The sequence below is a fragment of the Psychrobacter pacificensis genome, assembly GCF_018336615.1.
GTDB classification, from domain to species: domain Bacteria; phylum Pseudomonadota; class Gammaproteobacteria; order Pseudomonadales; family Moraxellaceae; genus Psychrobacter; species Psychrobacter pacificensis.
In genome coordinates this window covers 1140444-1158248 of the sequence record NZ_CP048752.1, presented here as the reverse complement: position 1 = coordinate 1158248, position 17805 = coordinate 1140444, and the positions used below count along the sequence as shown (strand labels likewise).

Sequence of the window (17805 nt, the reverse complement as noted above, 5' to 3'; positions counted from 1 at the left end):
TAAAATGAGACTATTATTTATATGGATTTTCTTTTAACCATTGTTGATTAATGATTTTGAGCTCATGCAGCTCATGATCCATAATCTCTTTACTCTTACCAGGGTTTTTCATTGACGCATAGCCATACATTGCGCCGCCAAGAACCGTCCAGCCAAGGAAAATCCACCACTCGATAGGAACCAATGCCGACGGCATACCTGGCAGATAAAGCGCCAACATACCAAGGCTGAGTACGATTGTGATGACACCAACCAATTTACCTGCTGGTACTCTAAATGGACGTATCATATTAGGCTCACGGTAGCGTAGCACTAAAAATGACAATGCAACACAAGTATAAGCGATAACGATACCAAAGCCGCCCGCATCAACAATCCACACGAGCATTTTGCGACCAAATAATGGCGCTAGTGTTGCAAGGCCACCGATCAACAAGATCGCATTGACCGGGGTGTTGTATTTAGGGTGTAGCTTGCACAAGAACTGTGGCAACATGTGCGTTTTACCCATGGCGTACAATAAGCGACTGCCACCAATAAGAAACGCGTTCCAGCTTGATAAAATACCCAGTACACCGCCGATAACCAGCAGCGTACCTGCCCATTTACCATTCCAAGCGTTGGTCATCGCATCAGCAGTCGCCAATGTTGAATCTTGTGCTTGCAATAGCGGCAGGGTTTTGCCCACACTCCAAGCGACAGCCACGTACCAAAGCACGGCAATGATAATAGAGACAATCAAAAATTTGCCGATATTTGGACGCGTTAGGTTGATTTCTTCTGCGGCTTGTGGAATCACATCGAAGCCCACGAATAAAAACGGTACCATCACCATCACCGTCATGATACCGCCCATACCACCGATAAAGTTTGGTGCTTGTACTGAGTTGGAGGTTTCAGGATTGAATAATAACGCACCAACGAATAGTAAGATACCGACGCAGAAAATACCGACGACGGCCAACTTTTGGAACCACGCACTGACTTCCATACCGCGTATATTGAGCCAGGTGACAATGATGGAGCCAAGCATACCGACAGCTACCCACGTGGCATAAACATCCCAGCCTGCGACATTCCAAAGATAGCCTTGACTATAATTGGGAATGACATATTCGACAACGGTTGGCAGTGCCACCGCCTCAAAAGCAACGACGGAAAAATAACCAAATAAAATACTCCATGAGCAGATAAAGGATATATTTACCCCCAGTGCACGGTGTGTATACGTGTGCTCGCCTCCTGTGATAGGCATAGATGCCGCCAATTCAGCATAGGTCACGCCAATCAAAACCACCACAAGACCGCCAATTAAGAATGCACTGATTGCGCCCCAGATGCCTGCCGAGATAATCCAACCACCCGCCAGCACGACCCAGCCCCAACCAACCATCGCACCGAATGCCAGCGCAATGATATCGAACACACCTAACGTTTTCTTTAATTCAGACATAACCTACTCCTTGTCTGTGTGTCATCCGTGTGAACCTTTTATGGTTACACTATTTCTATTTAATGGAGTAATACCCATCATATTTACTGTATATCGTTTCCGCCAAAGAAAGCCGATTGCTCGTTGTTTGATATTCACATAGCAAAAACGGCGCCTTGACTTGCAAGGCGCCGTTTAAAATCACACTCCATGTGAGTGTCATAAGGGCAACCTTGCCGTTATCTTCACTATAACTTTTCAATCAAAATCAATGTTTGATTAGAAGCGATCCATCGCTAAATTTTATGACACTCGATAACTATTAAGCTGCAAGGATATCTTTAATGATATCAAGACCTTCTTGTAGCACCTCGTCTTCAACTGTTAATGGCACCATCACACGAATAGCATTGCCATACATACCACAAGACGCTAGTAGCAAGCCTTGCTCAAATGCTTTTGCTTTTAGGTTGGCTGCTGCTGCTGCATCAGGTTTGCCTTCGCTATCAATCAATTCAAACGCTAGCATCGCGCCTTTATGACGGATATGACCGATGCTGCTTAGGTTCAAGCCTTTTAAGAACGACGCGATGGTATCGCCAATCTCGATACTACGCTCCAGTAAGTTTTCTTCTTCGATCACTTCCATGACAGCAAGCGCAGCCACACAGGCGAGCGGGTTACCAGAGTAAGTGCCACCTAAGCCGCCGACTTGCGGCGCATCCATGATATCAGCACGGCCGATGACCGCAGAGATAGGATAACCACCCGCCAAGCTTTTCGCGGCAGTCATCAAATCAGGCTCGACGCCTAACTGTTCAGTGGCGAACAACGTACCTGTACGAGCAAAACCACACTGTACTTCGTCAAAAATAAGCACGATGCCATGCTCATCACAGATCTCGCGTAGTGCTTTGGCAAATGATGGCGTTACCTGATGGAAACCGCCCTCGCCTTGGACTGGCTCAACAATCATCGCTGCCACTTCACTCGGATCGATGTCTGCTTGGAAGATCATATCAAGGCTATGTAGCGCTTGTTCTTCGGTCACATTCAACTCTTCTGCAGGGAACAATGCATGGAACACAGGTCCTGGCATTGGGCCGAAGTTCTTTTTGTATGGCAGTACTTTACCAGTCAGGCTCATGCACATCATGGTGCGACCATGCCAGCCACCAACAAAAGAGATCACACCTGGACGCCCCGTTTTAGCACGTGCAATCTTGATGCAGTTTTCGACCGCTTCTGCGCCAGTAGTCAAAAAGAACGCTTTTTTATCACCGCTGATCGGTGCTTTTTCACACAGCTTTTCTGCCAAATCCACATAGCACTCATAGTTGATCATTTGCGCCGCAGTGTGCGTAAATTTGTCGAGCTGCTCATGCACACGCTGGGTGATTTTTGGATGGCTATGACCGGTGTTCAATACTGAGATACCACCGACAAAGTCGATATAACGCTTGCCTTCAATGTCCCAAATCTCTGAGTTCTTTGCTTTTTCTGCAAAGATAGGAAAGGCAACCCCAAGTCCTGTTGGTAAAACAGCTTTGCGGCGCTCAAGTAATGACTGATTGGTAGTCATGGGAATGTCCTTTTCTGTGTTCGTAACATAAATGCCATCTAGTGATTGGCGGTTCAGTTGATACCTTTTAGATATCGAGGGATGTTTGTTTAAGATAAAACACCATTCGACATCTAAAATGTTTCGTTAAGTTTTTTGTTAAACGAATGTTCTGCTAAATGCTAGCCGAGTTATTTATTAGCTGATGTCAGAACACCAGTATTTAGTCGTAATATAGTCTTCGATACCATATTTTGAACCTTCACGACCAAAACCAGACTGTTTTACGCCGCCAAATGGGGCAACTTCTGTAGAAATCAAACCCGTGTTATGGCCGATCATGCCGTACTCTAACCCTTCAGTGACGCGCCATGAGCGTGCATAGTCACTACTATAGAAGTAAGCGGCCAAGCCATAAATGGTATCGTTGGCAGCACGAATCACTTCTGCTTCGTCTTTGAAGGTAAATATGGTCGCAATTGGTCCAAAGATTTCTTCAGAGGCGATATCCATATCACTGCTGATATCGGTAATAACGGTTGGGTTATACGTCAGCTCTGAGGCGTCATTGACACTACCGCCCGTGACCAATTTGGCACCCTTATCTAAGGCGTCTTTTAGCAGGGCTTGAACTTTATCTAACGCTTTTTTGTTGATAAGCGGTCCAATATCGACGCCTTCTTCTAAGCCGTTACCTACTTTTAGTTCAGCGACTTTTTTGACAAAGACGTCTAGGAACTTATCTTTGATGCTGTCTTGCACGTAGACACGGTTGGCGCACACACAGGTCTGACCCGCATTGCGATATTTGGAAGCGATAAGGCCTGCCGCCGCTTTCTCAAGATCAGCATCATCAAAAACGATAAATGGCGCGTTGCCACCCAGCTCGAGTGATAGCTTTTTAATAGTCGGCGCGCATTGTGCCATTAGCGTACGACCGACTTCTGTAGAGCCTGTGAACGACAGCTTATGAATACGTGCATCGCCTGTTAGGATTTCACCAATGGTTGATGATTTGCCCGTTACAATCTGGAGCACGCCTGCAGGAATACCCGCTTGCTCTGCCAAAGCGCCCAATGCTAATGCTGAGAATGGCGTTTCGGTGGCTGGTTTGACGATAATTGTACAGCCTGCTGCCATCGCTGGAGCGACTTTGCGCGTGATCATCGCCGCTGGAAAGTTCCAAGGGGTGATGGCGGCACAAACACCGACGGGCTGCTTGAGCACGACGTGACGTAATTGCGTACTATTGGCAGGAATGACATCACCGTAAACGCGCTTGCCTTCTTCGGCGAACCAGCGAATAAAGCTATTGGCATAACCGATTTCGCCGCGTGACTCAGTAAGCGGCTTGCCTTGCTCAGCGGTCATGATGATCGCAAGATCTTCTTTATTGGCATCAATGAGATCCGCCCACTTTTGCAACAGCTCTGCACGCTCTTTAGCCGTTTTTGCCGCCCAAGCAACTTGCGCTTCATGAGCATAGGCAACGGCGTCATTGACATCATCGGTCGTGAGGCTAGGCACGGTACCGATAAGCTCGTCGTTGAATGGGTTATTGACTTCAAGTACCGCCTCGTCACTGGCAGCATACCAGCCGTCTTTGATAAAACAAGATTGTTTGAGTAGGTCTGGATTGGATAACTGTAGCGTATTTGACATGTTAACGCTCCTTCCTTGTCATATAGGTATGTTTATAAGAGTGGATATAATAGTAGTCATGAGATAATGATTGATAATTGTTTTTTTGTTCAATATACTGAACACGTATTCTATATACGAGACATCATTATAAGAACGATATGTCGTGATTTGCAACCCTTAATCGCATTATTTTGATAATTATCTTGTGCTTTTTCATTTTATTTTACTTTTATAGGTTACTTATGAGCTCGACTGCCGTACCTGCCTTAGACAAAACCTTTCAGATTTTGGACTTGATTACCGATAGCGCCCAGCCGCTGACAGCCGCTCATATTGCCAAAGAATTGGGGCTTCCTCGCAGCTCTACGCATAATATTTTGCAGAGCCTACTGTCCAAGCACGTCATTTATAAAGATCCTGAAAGCCGCTTTTATTTGGGCTCATATCTAATGTATTGGGCGGGAAAGTACGAGCAGCAGCAAGGCGTTGTACGATTGTTTAAGGATTTGATCGTGCAGTATCCGGTGCTACTGCAACACACGGTGACGTTGTCAAAACTGGATTTGGGAGAAGTGGTGTTTTTGGCCTGCCATGAATCACCTGCCCCGCTTGGTTTTACCTTTCGTGCAGGCGTGCGCGTGCCTGCGGTATTTTCGGCGACAGGCAAAGCCATGCTATCCACATTGTCGATGGATAGCATAAAGTCACTGTATAAAGAAAAGTTCCCCACACCCATGACCCAACATGGCGTCAAAAACTTTGCGGATTTATCCACTGAGCTTGCGGTGATTCAGGAAAGTCGAGTGTCGCTCGATAATGGGCAGTTGCGTGATGGGATGTACTGCTTGGGCACGTATATTCGTAATGCATCCGGCACGGCGGTCGCTGGCATGGCAGTGAGTTTTCTGCAAGGAGAGTATGAGTCCAAACGGGCTGAGGTCAGTGCGGTATTGATTGAATTGGCCGAACAGATTGAGCGGCATTTGGGCTTTATAGCTGACTCATAATTGATTGCTTATGTGACGTAGTTGCAAGATTCATTATCATGAACGGCTAATATGGGCGCGATACCGATATCGGTGACAGCGGTAACCTCTAAACCCAATGCTGCTGGTTCTTTTAACAATTCCACCATACGCTCTGGTATCTCCAGCGGCTCAAACATCTTGCCATAAGAAAAATAGGGCAACGGTCTATACAGACTTAGGTTTTCATGGCTATATATTTTCATGCTTAACATTCCTTGTTTTACACTACTTGGTTTAGCTTGTTTTGTTTAAAAATTCCATTTTTTAGTATTTATCACTGTAAAGATACTGTGGCAAGCATTGAACTAAACAATGCCGTCCGCCTTTAGCTTGGCGATTATCTCGCTGTCGTAGCCTAAATCAGCAAGCGTACTATCGGTATGCTCGCTCAAACGCGGTGGCGGTGTGCGATAGCTGACAGGGGATGCCGATAATTTGATGGGATTGCCAAGGGCGCGAACGGGGCTGCCTTGCTGAGCGAAACTCACGATCATTTCTCGCGCTTGTGCTTGCGGCATCGCCAAAGCTTCGGCGACGTTGTGAATCGCACCGCAAGGTACGCCGACCTGATCCAAAGCTGCAAGCCAGTAAGCCCGAGGCTGTTTGGCAAATATTTTAGTCAGCTCAGCACAAAGCAGCCCACGATTGGCAACGCGATTAGGATTGGTCGCAAAACGCGTATCAAGATGCCAATCAACTGACAATACGTTGCACAGTTTGGCAAATTGATGATCATTACCGCACGCTAAAATAAAGTGCGCCTCCCCTTTAGCCGCAAATACTTGATAAGGCACAATGTTGGGATGCTGATTGCCCAGTCTTGGTGGAATCTTATCTGAAGCCAAATGATTCATGCCGACATTGGCCAGCATAGACAGCGCACTGTCTAAGAGTGCGACATCGACATGTTGACCGACGCCAGTATGTTGACGCGCCAATAGCGCCGCTTGGATACCAATCGTCAGCTGTAAACCTGCAAATAAATCAATCACTGCGACGCCAACTTTGTGTGGTTCGCCATCACTTGGTCCTGTGATACTCATCAACCCTGACAACCCTTGAATAATATAATCATAACCGGGACGCTTGGCATCTGGTCCTGTCTGCCCAAACCCTGTCAAAGACGCATAAATCAGGCGCGGATTGTCTTGCTTGAGGCTGTCGTAATCTAAACCGTATTTTTTGAGACCACCGACTTTGAAATTCTCTACCAAAATATCACTGTCAGCGATGAGCTGTTTGATTATGGTCTGCCCTGCTGGCGTGGTGATGTCTACCGTGAGTGATTTTTTGTTACGATTGATGGTAGCGTAATAAGCGGAGGTGTCATCGCTGAAGGTTGGCGGTGCCCAGTGGCGCGTCTCATCACCGATATGTGGACGCTCAACTTTGATGACGTCTGCGCCCAGATCGGCGAGCACTTGCGTACAAGAAGGACCTGCCAACACTCTTGATAAATCGAGGACCTTGATACCATGCAATGCACCTTTTGGTATATCCATCATATCAGTTATATCTGCCATGAAATCCCCTTACTCTGTGGCGTATTCTTCGATTTTCTGATTAGAAAATTGCTATTCATCATTTAGTTTTTTGCGTTGTTTAATGACCCACTGTTAAATAAATGGTGAGTAACAACTGAAAAACGTACGCCACTGTCTATACTCTTTACAAAAAGCCAAGCAGCAACGTACGTCATGAAGTACCACTTTGTTAAATATTCTTAGCTAAAAGCAATTAAAAGAACGCCTGAATGCCTGTCTGTGCACGGCCTAAGATAAGCGCATGAATATCATGCGTGCCCTCGTAAGTATTGACGGCTTCCAAGTTCATCACGTGACGGATGATGTGGAACTCATCAGAGATGCCATTACCACCATGCATATCGCGGGCAATACGAGCGATATCGAGCGCTTTACCGCAGTTGTTACGCTTAATCATGGAGATCATCTCAGGTGCAGCGTTGTCTTCATCCATCAAACGACCGACACGTAGCGCGGCCTGTAGACCTAAGCTGATTTCGGTTTGCATATTGGCAAGCTTTAACTGCACCAGTTGAGTGGCAGCAAGCGGACGACCAAACTGCTTGCGATCTAGCGTGTATTGACGCGCCGCTTTCCAGCAAAACTCTGCCGCGCCCATACTGCCCCAAGCGATACCATAACGCGCTTTATTCAAGCAGCCAAACGGCCCTTTTAGACCGCGGATATCTGGGAAAGCATTGGCTTCAGGAACGAACACTTTGTCCATGACGATCTCACCGGTGACCGAAGCACGTAGTGAGAACTTGCCTTCGATTTTCGGCGCAGATAGGCCTTTCATGCCTTTTTCTAAGACAAAACCACGAATCTCGCCTGCATCATCTTTTGCCCAGACCACGAACACATCCGCGATAGGACTGTTGGTAATCCACATTTTATTACCCGTCAGCTCATAACCACCATCAACGGCACGCGCACGTGTCGACATTGAGGCAGGATCAGAACCCGAATCTGGCTCAGTCAGACCAAAGCAGCCGACGTACTCACCTGTGGCAAGTTTTGGCAGATATTTTTCTCTTTGCTCTTCAGTGCCATATGCCCAGATCGGATGCATCACAAGGCTTGACTGCACACTCATCGCTGAGCGGTAGCCTGAGTCGACCGCTTCCACTTCCTTGGCAATCAGACCGTAAGCCACACTCGATAGACCTGCGCAGCCGTAGCCCTCGATGGTCACGCCAAGCAGACCCATCTCACCCATTTGACGCATGATATTACGATCAAAATGCTCATTACGGTTGGCATTGATAATACCGGGCATCAATTCCTTTTGAAAAAATTGACGGGCGCTGTCGGTGACCATGCGCTCTTCTTCAGTGAGCTGGTCGCGTAATAAGAAAGGATCTTCCCAATCAAAGCGTGGGCTGGTCGATGTTGCCATATGTCTCTCCTTGATATCAGTCATCCTGACTGACGAATAGTGGTTGATACATATTTGGTTTAACAAGTTATTGACTTTGTTATTCCGCTATGCGAAACTTTGTTTCATAATATAAAACTATTTAAACAAACTTTCGCCGTCCTGTAAACCTTTATTAAAAAATAGGCATCAAAAGAGATAATCATTAAGGGAAATGGAGATAAAATGACAACATCTACATCGGCAGCTATTTCACTACTCGAACGAATGGATCACCTGATGGGTCAAAGCAAGGATGATAATGACCGACAGTTTGTGACGGCACTAGGTCGTGGATTGGTTATACTGGCTGCCTTTGAACACCATGAGCGCCTTACCCATCAGCAACTATGTCAGATGACCAAACTGCCAAAAGCGACCATTAGTCGCCTGATTCATACCTTGACCACGCTTGGGTTTTTGCGTACTAATGAGCACGGACAGTATCAACTGGGCAGTAGTGCAGTACGTCTCAGTGCGACCGCATGGAGTCGTCATGACATGGTGGCCTATGCTGAGCCACTATTACGGCAGTTCGCTAGCGAAAATGAGGTATCGGTAAATCTAGCGACCGAAGTTGGAGGAGAGATGCGCTATCACGCCTGCTGTCGTAGTCCTGCACGCCTATCGGTCAACTTGCAGGTTGGCTCAGCGGTGCCGGTGGCACGTACTGCCATTGGACGGGCTTTTTATGCAGTAAGCTCTCAAGCGAGACAGGCAATGATTATTAGCAATTTGAAAGAGAATTTATCTGATGAAGATTACATTCACGCACAGTCAGCGCTCACTCAAGCAGCCCAGCACTATGAGCAGTACGGCTATACCGTCTCTGATGGGGAGTTCTCTACTGATATCTTGGCAGTCGCGGTTGGCGTCTATGATGTCGCGACTGGGCAATACGCCTATTCGCTCAATGCCAGTGTACCAAGCGCTAATTGGGAAGCGGACGACTATGCGGCAATCATAGTGCCAAAATTGCAGGCATTGGCGGAGCGGATTGGCGGTGGTGATGCGTAAAAGTAAGCGACTGTCACTTCAAGTTTCATCACCATTATAAATGGCTATAAACAGCACGCGCAGTTGCGTTTGGTTTTTGGCATTTGACCGATACCAGGGTTAAAAGTATTGGTAGGATCTAGGCGCTCATAAAATTGCTGCAAGTCAGGTTCGGCTTCATATAAGTGGCCGACATTATGCTCAGCAGGGTATTTGGCACCGCGCTTGTTTAATAGCTCAAGCATCATCTTTTTGACCTGCTTGGCATCACTGCCCTTTTTTAAAATATAATCTTGATGAAACACATAACAAAAAAAGTGACCGTAATACAGCTTTTTTTCTAAGTGCTGAGTGATGCTCTCAGGCAAATTTTCCAGCCAATCAAGCGTGTTACGCGGGATAGCAATATCGAGCGCCAGTATCTCTCCGGCGGTCTCTTCATGCATGACTTCATAACGTATGGCGGCCCCTGCAGCAGCAAAGCGATGCAAAAAGGCGCTGTCTGACTCAGCTTGCGTGCAGGTAAAATAACTGCCCGTTTCTGAATCTGCAAAAAACGACTCTAAAAAAGACTGCGCCTCATAGATGCCATCATCGCTCATTTTGATAATCAGGTGATGCTCATACTGGTTGCGGTACTCAAGCATGCGCTTGGGCAAATGCTGCGGCAATACTTGGGCGATCATTTGCATGACTTTATCGGTCAAATGATTGGGCACCCATGACCATTTACTCAGTTTGGCATCAATACTGCCTTTGATAGAAAACAGCTTGGGCAAAGCATTGGTACCCAGATGCTTGATGCTCAAAAAGGTGTCTTTGCCGTACTTGGCAGACACATCAAATATATCGCGGTGCATATATTCGCCCACTTCAGGGACGTTTTTAAAGCTCGATAGTATTTGTCGTCTCAGTAGTGCCAACTCCTGCACACTATTGCTACCGACATAAAAGGTTTGCTCTTTGGTTGCGGTGGGATATGTATCCAGACGAACGGCAAAAACGGCCAACTTGCCTGCACAGCCACTGGCTTCATACAGCCTGCGCTTATCCGCATTAAAGCGGCTCGGCGTGTCGGCATTGACATCCTGTATTCGGGCGACATACTCTTTGTCTGAGGCCAGTTTGTTGCTTTGGGATAACTGTGACTTGTCAAAATAGCCGTTTTGTAAATTGGTGAGGATTTCTTCGGGCGTATCGCCCAATTCAACCTCTAAATGATTCACCAATACCAGCTGACCGTGTTCATTAATCTGAGCAAACAGCGACAGCTCCGTGTAAGCAGGGCCTCGTTTGACCAGCGCGCCGCCTGAATTATTGGAGACACCGCCGACGATTGACGCGCCCAAAGTCGATGAGCCAATCACCGAGTGCGGCGCTCGATTGACCGCTTTTAACTCGTTTTGCAGTTGATGCAAAGTCGTACCCGGTAGGCTGATAATTTGCTCATTATCATTGATCAAATACAGCTTATTTATCGCCAGCGTATTGATGACCACCACGGGTCTATCGTAGTCATCACCGCTGGGCGTTGAGCCTTCTGTCAGACCTGTTTTGGCCGCCTGCATGATGATGATACAGTTGCCCTCAACACACACTTCCAGACATTGCCAAATTTCAAGCAGCGTTTGCGGAAACAACACTGCCAGCGCGCTACCGCCGCCTGAGCGCCAGCCCATGCGGTAGTGCTCATTTTTAGCTGGATCTGCCTGTATATTGGCGGCGCCCAGTATTTTGGTCAATTTAACCAACACCTGATCTGATGGTAGCTGGCTTGTATAGGAGGCGGTTGATCGATAACGGTTCATTACTTGCTCTTTTTTTTGCTGTACATTCATAAGGTTAGCGGTCCTTGAAAGCCAAAGAAATAAATGGCTGCCATAACGATGATGCCACTGAACAACACATAATAGATGGTTGGTAAGATGGTGCGTCTCAGCGTCGCACCCTCCATCCCAAGCAGCCCAACGGTTGCTGATGCGGCCACCACATTGTGAATGGCAATCATATTACCCGCCGCGGCGCCAACCGCTTGTGCTGCGATGATGAGTGAGGGCGAGATGTGCAAGCTCATGGCCGCTTCATACTGAAACTGACTGAACATCATGTTTGACACGGTATTCGAGCCTGCGATAAACGCACCTAGGGCACCGATGGTTGAGCTGATCAGCGGAAAGGCGCTGCCAAACGTGCCTGTAAACAACTCAGCACTGGCAACTGGCATACTCGCGACATCGGATAGATTGACCCCAGAGTTGATAAAAATACGCACCATAGGGATGGTAAAAATAAGCACAAACCCAGCGCTTAAGACGGTTTTGCTTGATTCGCTCAAAGCATCACCCAGCGCACGCGTTGGATTTTTAGTTTGTACAAAAGCTGCGATTAAGGCGCTGATTAACAACAGGCCGCCGGGCAAGTATAAAGGACTAAAACCTGCACTGATATCGGCCTCGCCCAAAATCGTATTAAAGTCTAGCGTGGCGCTGCTGAGCAAGTCCTTAAAGCCAGCAAACATTCTCGAACACACCAGTAGCAGCGCCACTAGCAAGTAAGGAAACCATGCCATCAGCGTAGACATGGTCTTGCCTGCTGGGGTCGCCACATCTTCTTTGCTGACCACCAGTTTACCCATCCAATCGCTTGGCCAGCTGCTTTTGGCTTCAAAGTCCCACGTGGTCTTTGGTACCAAAAATCCTTTTTTAGCCGCCTGAATGACAATCGCCACACTGACCAGTCCACCAACCAACGATGGAAATTCAGGACCCAAGAAAATGCCCGTTAAAGCGTAAGGTACAGTGAAGGCCAACCCTGCAAAGATGGCAAAGGGCCAAATGGCTAAGCCTTCTTTCCAGCTTTTATTTTTACCAAAAAAGCGGGTGAGCATCATCACCATCAGCAGCGGCATAAACGTCCCAATCACACCGTGAATAATCGCCACTTGGGTGGTAATCAGTTGTAAAAATTCTTCCCATTGCATGCCTTCTTGCGCCAGCAGCGCACTGATGGCCACGGTATCTAGACCCTTATTCACCCCAATAACAATCGGCGTACCGACCGCCCCGAACGATACGGGCGTGCTTTGGATCATCATCCCCATAAGCACCGCACCCAATGCAGGAAACCCTATCGCGACCAGCAGCGGTGCCGCAATTGCAGCCGGTGTGCCAAAGCCCGATGCACCTTCCAAAAACGTACCAAAACACCATGCAATGATGATGGCTTGCACTCGGCGGTCAGGCGATACGTTGATAAAACCTGCACGAATCACTGCTATAGCGCCCGTGTGTTTTAGAGTATTTAATAAGAACAGCGCACCAAATACGATCCACAATACCGATATCGTAATCACGGTCCCTTGAAGAATAGAGGACGACACGCGGTTAAACGTCATGTCCCAAATAAAAAGTGCGAGCGCGGCAGTCACCGCCAAAATGATCGGCATGGTTTTTTTGGCCGACCATTGTAGACCAATAAGAAATATGCCACTGAGTATGATTGGCAATAGGGCAAGTAACCCATAGACAGTCTGATTCAAAATTCCCTCTCCCTGTTATCGTCTGTGCATCCTTGAACACCACTCTTAAACGCCGCCCTTAAACACAGTCCTTACATACAGCCACTCAATCGCTCAGATTAACAGCCTCATTGTGCTTAGGGTAGAATTCACACACTCTACGCTTTACAAGTGCAAAGATAAACAGCATGATCAGACAAGGTTATTTTCCTTTTTTGCTATAATACGAAATATATTACCCTGATTAGAGAATCGGTATGATTAAAGCTGATGACATGGTTTTGTTTGTTTTGGTAGTCGATGAAGGCTCTTTTTCCAAAGTTGCTGACAAACTGGCGCTGACCAATTCTGTAGTGAGCAAACGTATCGCGCGCCTAGAAGCCAACTTAAATGCACAACTGCTCTACCGAACCACCCGAAAACTCAGCTTGACCGATGCCGGCCGAACGCTGTATCACAAAGCCAAATTGGCTCAGCTTGCCTTTCAAGAAGCGGAAAATGCTGTCACAGGCTACGGCGAAAACATGAAAGGCTATATCCGCGTCACCGCCCCTGTGGTCTCTTCTGACTTACTACTCAGCACGGCTATCGCTGAATTTTGTAAAAAATATCCTGAGATAACCGTAGAGCTATACATCACCAACCGTTTGATTGATTTGGTCGAAGATGGCTTTGATTTGGCCATCCGAACGGCGGAGCTTGAAGACTCCTCCTTGATTGTCAAACGCCTGATAGACAGTCAATGGGTGATTTGCGCCACCCAAAATTACCTCAACAAATATGGTACGCCGCAAACCCCCGCCCAACTGCAAAATCATGATTGCCTGATTTATAAATTTGATAACACCAGTAGCGACTTGTGGCCGTTATATGAGGATGGTGCTGAGCTGCTGTTGCCTGTCTATGGACGCTTTTATAGCAATCATTTAAGCGCTATCAAGCACGCCGCGCTTAGTGATTTGGGCATTGCTTTTTTGCCGCAAGCCTTGGTCTATAACGCGTTACAAGAGCAGCGCCTCACGCAGATTTTGCAGCCCTTCACGCGCAAGCGCATGGGTATGTACGCGGTGTATCCCAAAGCGCGCCAGCCTGACCAAAAGCTCAAACAACTGGTTGCTTATTTGCAAGACGCGCTAAAAGACAAAGAAGCCTACTACTGCTAAAGCACTAGTTTTATAAGCGGCCTCACACCCAACTGTTTTATCAGATATAAAAAAGCCACCTGTTTGGATGGCTTGTTTGATGTTTCTTTTTGGGCGTTATGAGTCGGTGTTTTGCGCAATGATTTGCTGCGCTAATGTGCGTAAGTCATCCGCCATATAATCGGGCGTTGGTACGTTGTTGGCGGGCAATAACGCATTGTGCGGACGCAATAAAAACGCGCCCTGACAGCCTGCTGCCTGCGCGCCTATCGTATCCCACAGATGGCAAGCGACCAAACACAGCTCGGATGTAGGCACAGACAGTGCCTCGGCGACCAGATTGTAAGTCGCAGGTGCGGGTTTAAACTGACGCACCGCCTCAATATGAAATGAGCGCTCAAAAAATTCGCTCAACCCCGCCTTTTCTAGCGGTGGCGGTGACTCGCTGGACTCTGAATTGGTCAAGGTCACCAGTCGAAAGCCTGCCTCCTTAAGCAGCGTCAGCGCGGGCACGACATCGGCATACGCGGGCATCTTGCCCATGCGCGTCTTTAGCTCGTCAATATCGGCATCGGCAATCTCAACGCCATGAATATCAGCAACCATCCGCAGCGCGCCGACCCCAATCTCACCAAACGGCGTATACAGTCCTGATAAGGTCAGGGTTTGCGAGTACAGCACCAGCTGGGCGAACCATTCGCGCAGTATGCTGCCATCATTAAAAAGGCGGCTAAATAAAGGCGTAAGGGTACTGATATCGAGCAAGGTTTCATTAACATCAAAGACGAGAATCGGGCGGGTGTCGGTGGGCATGCGTTTTCCTATTATTATTGTTATTGTGGTTTTGGGTTAGGTTAGCATGGATGATGCCTACGAGTTTGTAGCGTTTACACACACCGCATCGTGTCCAACAAAATATGTATGATGATCTGCCACTTCTATATTATAGACATGATCCTCATAAGGGTTAGGACAGACATCGTTATAGCGTTGCATCTGCTCGTGAATACTGCTCTCTAACAATCCTGTTGCATTACCATATCTTTCAATGTTAGCTAGAGCCTTTTCAAATAACTTTTCATCACCAATACTGTTATCCTTGACTACCCTTCCATCAAAAATTAAAGGCGAATACATTTCTTTTATAAACTTACCAATTGTGTGTGTAGCAGGATCTTTATCTTGACTAAACCTCACATTCAATGTTTTATAAAGCTCAGGGTCTACAATAAAAGGTGCCCTTTCATTAATAACCAACTTGGCATCGGAAGTTTGCATATTAACGGTTTTGATCTCTTCTTTGAACGCTTCTTCTGTATTGGCTAAACTGACAAACTGGTAGCCATCATCCGTAAATCTCACAAACTGAACCAGACCGTCTGTCTCCCATAAGTCATGTTCCTCAATACTTTGAGTATAAGCTGTACCTTCAGGGAAGTTCGGCAAGGTACGCACAGGGATGAACGAGTAATCATCAAGCGCAATCGTATCACCATGAGCAGAGGTTAGATATCCAGCTGGCAAGCGCTCCGCCGATAGCCATTCACCCTCTAAATCTTTAGGCTGGCGAGTTACCCAGAATGGGTGATTGCTGGTGCATAAGATATAATTGCTACCCTTTTCTCCTCGCGCATCAGCGGTCTCATTAAAATACTCAACTTTAAAGATGCGTTTCTTACTGGGTGATTTAAAAGTGCTGAGTACGGGTTTGTACTCTATATCACCACTACCATCTTCAGACTTAGAGGATACAGGCTTTGATAAAATGAGGTCGCCCACTTTGATATCCTGAATCGGCACTAACCCTTTATCCGTATGAACGAGCGTTCCTGCGACAAATCCTGTGTTATTCATATCCTCTCCTTTTTAATATTATCGTTTTAATCCATCAAACCTCAGCCCAAACTTTAGCAGATACTTCCGCAGTCGGTCGCTGTCATTGTTACTTTTTAGCTGGTTTCTGGAGTTGGCATACAGATAGCGCCCTGCCGCCGCTTGGCTGCTGTGCTGATAGCAGACCTCAATCACATACGCCAGCTGCACCGCATCAAACGGGTCGAGCGCGTCTTTGTCGTCGCTTGATAGATGGCGGCTCAGCACCGTATCTGCGTGCGCTTGCTGCTCAGTTAGGCTGGGCGTATCCGCCTTGTCCACTTGATGTTGCGCGCTACTAGGTAATGCCCACAGATGCTTAAGGCGGGTGATTTCTGCCTTAACATCGGGCATACGAATCACTTTGCCCTCGCACAATGTCGTTAAGCGCGTCATACTGGCGCTTAAATCACGAAAGTTGCCCTGCCACGTCGCCTCAGAACTCATGGCAAAGTCTTCAAAGTACGCACGCGCCTCAGGCTCAAAGCGGTACTGGTACTGCTGCTCGCTGCCCAGACGCGCCAGCTCGTAATCAATATTGGCGGGTAAGTCCTCGATACGGTCTTTTAACGACGGTAAAAAAAACGTCCACGTGTTCAGACGCGCAAACAAGTCGGCACGAAATTCGCCGTCCGCGACCGCTTGGCGCAAATCCTTATTCGTCCCTGCCATCAGCTGAAACGACACATCAATGGGCGTATCGCTACCGAGCGGATAAAAGCGCTGCGCCTCAAGCGCAGTCAAGAGCATCGCCTGTTCGTCCAGCCCCAGCTCGCCGATTTCATCCAAAAACAGCAAGCCACCGTCCGCTGATTTGAGTAGCCCCTCACGGCTCGACGCCGCGCCCGTAAACGCGCCTTTGACATGACCAAACAGCACGCTCATTGCCGTATCGCCGCGCAAGGTGGCGCAGTTGACTTCGACGAACGCGCCGAGTGCCTGTTTGTTGTTGGCTTTGTTTTTCTTGAGCGTATAGATTTGCGTTGCCAGTTGCGACTTGCCCGCCCCTGTCGCGCCCATCAATAAAATCGGCGCGTTGGAGCGCGTGGCGACTTTTTCAATATCAGCAATCAGCTGTTGATAGGCGGCGTTTTGGGTAACAAGATTGGCTTGTAAGGTTTGCCAATGCTGGGCTTTTTCGGCCTCAAAACGCGCGCGCAAACTGTCATAACGCGACACGTCCAAATCAATGACTTGATAGCGCCCTTGTGGGTCGTATTGGTCAGGCTTGGGACACGGCGAGGTCTGAATCAAATCGGCAGGCAAAAACCCCGCCTCAACCAGCAAAAACCAGCAAATCTGCGCCACATGCGTCCCTGTGGTCAGATGCAGCAGATAGTCTGTGTCTTCACGAAAGGCGAAGCCTGTGACAAAGTCATACAGCTCAGCATAGACATCGGCAAAATCCCACGGACTCGCCAGCGTCACCCGATGCCCAATGACTTTGGTATTGGCGCTGACCTGCGCCACATCATCAACGATGACGTTGAACAGTCGCTTGTCGCGCTTGCTATAGAGGATATGCAGCTCATCGACCAGCAGGTCATCATGCAGGCACAGGCTGACGCTCGGCCGCCAGCGCTGCCAACGTTTGTCATTAAAGCCGTTGTCCAAGGTCGTACCGAGAAAGCCGATAACGGCGGTTTTATGACATTTAATCATGTTGCTTTTAC

14 protein-coding genes are annotated in these 17805 nt (G+C 47.7%); 3 read left to right on the top strand and 11 right to left on the bottom strand.

From position 1 onward, the window contains the following. Window positions 1-13: 13 nt before the first annotated feature. From GYK50_RS05020 to GYK50_RS05010, 3 genes are all read right to left on the bottom strand, one after another. A complete protein-coding gene (locus GYK50_RS05020) occupies window positions 14-1453 on the bottom strand; it encodes an APC family permease (RefSeq protein ID WP_093068191.1) in 1440 nt (479 codons plus the stop codon). Window positions 1454-1754: 301 nt separating this feature from the next. Continuing rightward, window positions 1755-3014, bottom strand: a complete 1260-nt coding sequence (gene gabT / locus GYK50_RS05015) for a 4-aminobutyrate--2-oxoglutarate transaminase (RefSeq protein ID WP_071001855.1) — start codon at window positions 3012-3014, stop codon at window positions 1755-1757. Window positions 3015-3191: 177 nt separating this feature from the next. Continuing rightward, the gene (locus GYK50_RS05010; protein ID WP_071001856.1) at window positions 3192-4655 is read right to left on the bottom strand and encodes an NAD-dependent succinate-semialdehyde dehydrogenase; all 1464 of its coding nucleotides are present in this window, start codon (window positions 4653-4655) and stop codon (window positions 3192-3194) included. 224 nt (window positions 4656-4879) lie between these two features. Here GYK50_RS05010 and GYK50_RS05005 point away from each other — a divergent pair, with 224 nt between their 5' ends. Further along, a complete protein-coding gene (locus GYK50_RS05005) occupies window positions 4880-5644 on the top strand; it encodes an IclR family transcriptional regulator (RefSeq protein WP_071001857.1) in 765 nt (254 codons plus the stop codon). Between the two features lie 8 nt (window positions 5645-5652). Here GYK50_RS05005 and GYK50_RS05000 read toward each other — a convergent pair whose 3' ends face one another. The 3 genes from GYK50_RS05000 to GYK50_RS04990 all read right to left on the bottom strand — a co-directional run bounded on the left by GYK50_RS05000 (window position 5653) and on the right by GYK50_RS04990 (window position 8587). Next, window positions 5653-5868 (bottom strand): hypothetical protein, encoded by a 216-nt coding sequence (locus tag GYK50_RS05000; RefSeq protein WP_071001858.1) that lies wholly within the window; start codon window positions 5866-5868, stop codon window positions 5653-5655. 102 nt (window positions 5869-5970) lie between these two features. Then, a complete protein-coding gene (locus tag GYK50_RS04995; RefSeq protein ID WP_093068186.1) occupies window positions 5971-7188 on the bottom strand; it encodes a CaiB/BaiF CoA transferase family protein in 1218 nt (405 codons plus the stop codon). 214 nt (window positions 7189-7402) lie between these two features. Continuing rightward, window positions 7403-8587, bottom strand: coding sequence for an acyl-CoA dehydrogenase (locus GYK50_RS04990; RefSeq protein WP_075105926.1), 1185 nt, complete (start codon window positions 8585-8587; stop codon window positions 7403-7405). A gap of 204 nt (window positions 8588-8791) precedes the next feature. On the opposite strand from GYK50_RS04990, the gene GYK50_RS04985 reads away from it, so the two are divergent. Continuing rightward, window positions 8792-9622, top strand: coding sequence for an IclR family transcriptional regulator (locus GYK50_RS04985; RefSeq protein ID WP_223335235.1), 831 nt, complete (start codon window positions 8792-8794; stop codon window positions 9620-9622). Window positions 9623-9666: 44 nt separating this feature from the next. On the opposite strand, the gene dld is transcribed toward GYK50_RS04985, so the two are convergent. Beyond that, window positions 9667-11409: a D-lactate dehydrogenase gene (dld, locus tag GYK50_RS04980; protein ID WP_212564504.1), complete on the bottom strand. Its 1743-nt coding sequence runs from the start codon at window positions 11407-11409 to the stop codon at window positions 9667-9669. Window positions 11410-11435: 26 nt separating this feature from the next. Then, a complete protein-coding gene (locus GYK50_RS04975; RefSeq protein ID WP_186474243.1) occupies window positions 11436-13139 on the bottom strand; it encodes an L-lactate permease in 1704 nt (567 codons plus the stop codon). 236 nt (window positions 13140-13375) lie between these two features. Between GYK50_RS04975 and GYK50_RS04970 the strand changes: the two genes are divergently transcribed. Next, entirely contained in the window at window positions 13376-14281 is a 906-nt protein-coding gene (locus GYK50_RS04970; RefSeq protein ID WP_083328836.1) for a LysR family transcriptional regulator, read from the top strand. A 96-nt stretch (window positions 14282-14377) separates the two neighbouring features. Here the strand turns inward: GYK50_RS04970 and GYK50_RS04965 are convergent, their stop codons facing one another. The 3 genes from GYK50_RS04965 to rtcR are packed head-to-tail and all read right to left on the bottom strand — an operon-like array spanning window position 14378 to window position 17794. After that, on the bottom strand, window positions 14378-15073 hold the full coding sequence (locus GYK50_RS04965; protein ID WP_071001863.1) for a haloacid dehalogenase type II: 696 nt from the start codon (window positions 15071-15073) through the stop codon (window positions 14378-14380). 57 nt (window positions 15074-15130) lie between these two features. Next, entirely contained in the window at window positions 15131-16114 is a 984-nt protein-coding gene (locus tag GYK50_RS04960) for a Hint domain-containing protein (protein WP_212564570.1), read from the bottom strand. 18 nt (window positions 16115-16132) lie between these two features. Further along, complete coding sequence (gene rtcR / locus GYK50_RS04955) at window positions 16133-17794, bottom strand: RNA repair transcriptional activator RtcR (RefSeq protein ID WP_071001868.1); 1662 nt, start codon at window positions 17792-17794, stop codon at window positions 16133-16135. Window positions 17795-17805: the final 11 nt, after the last annotated feature.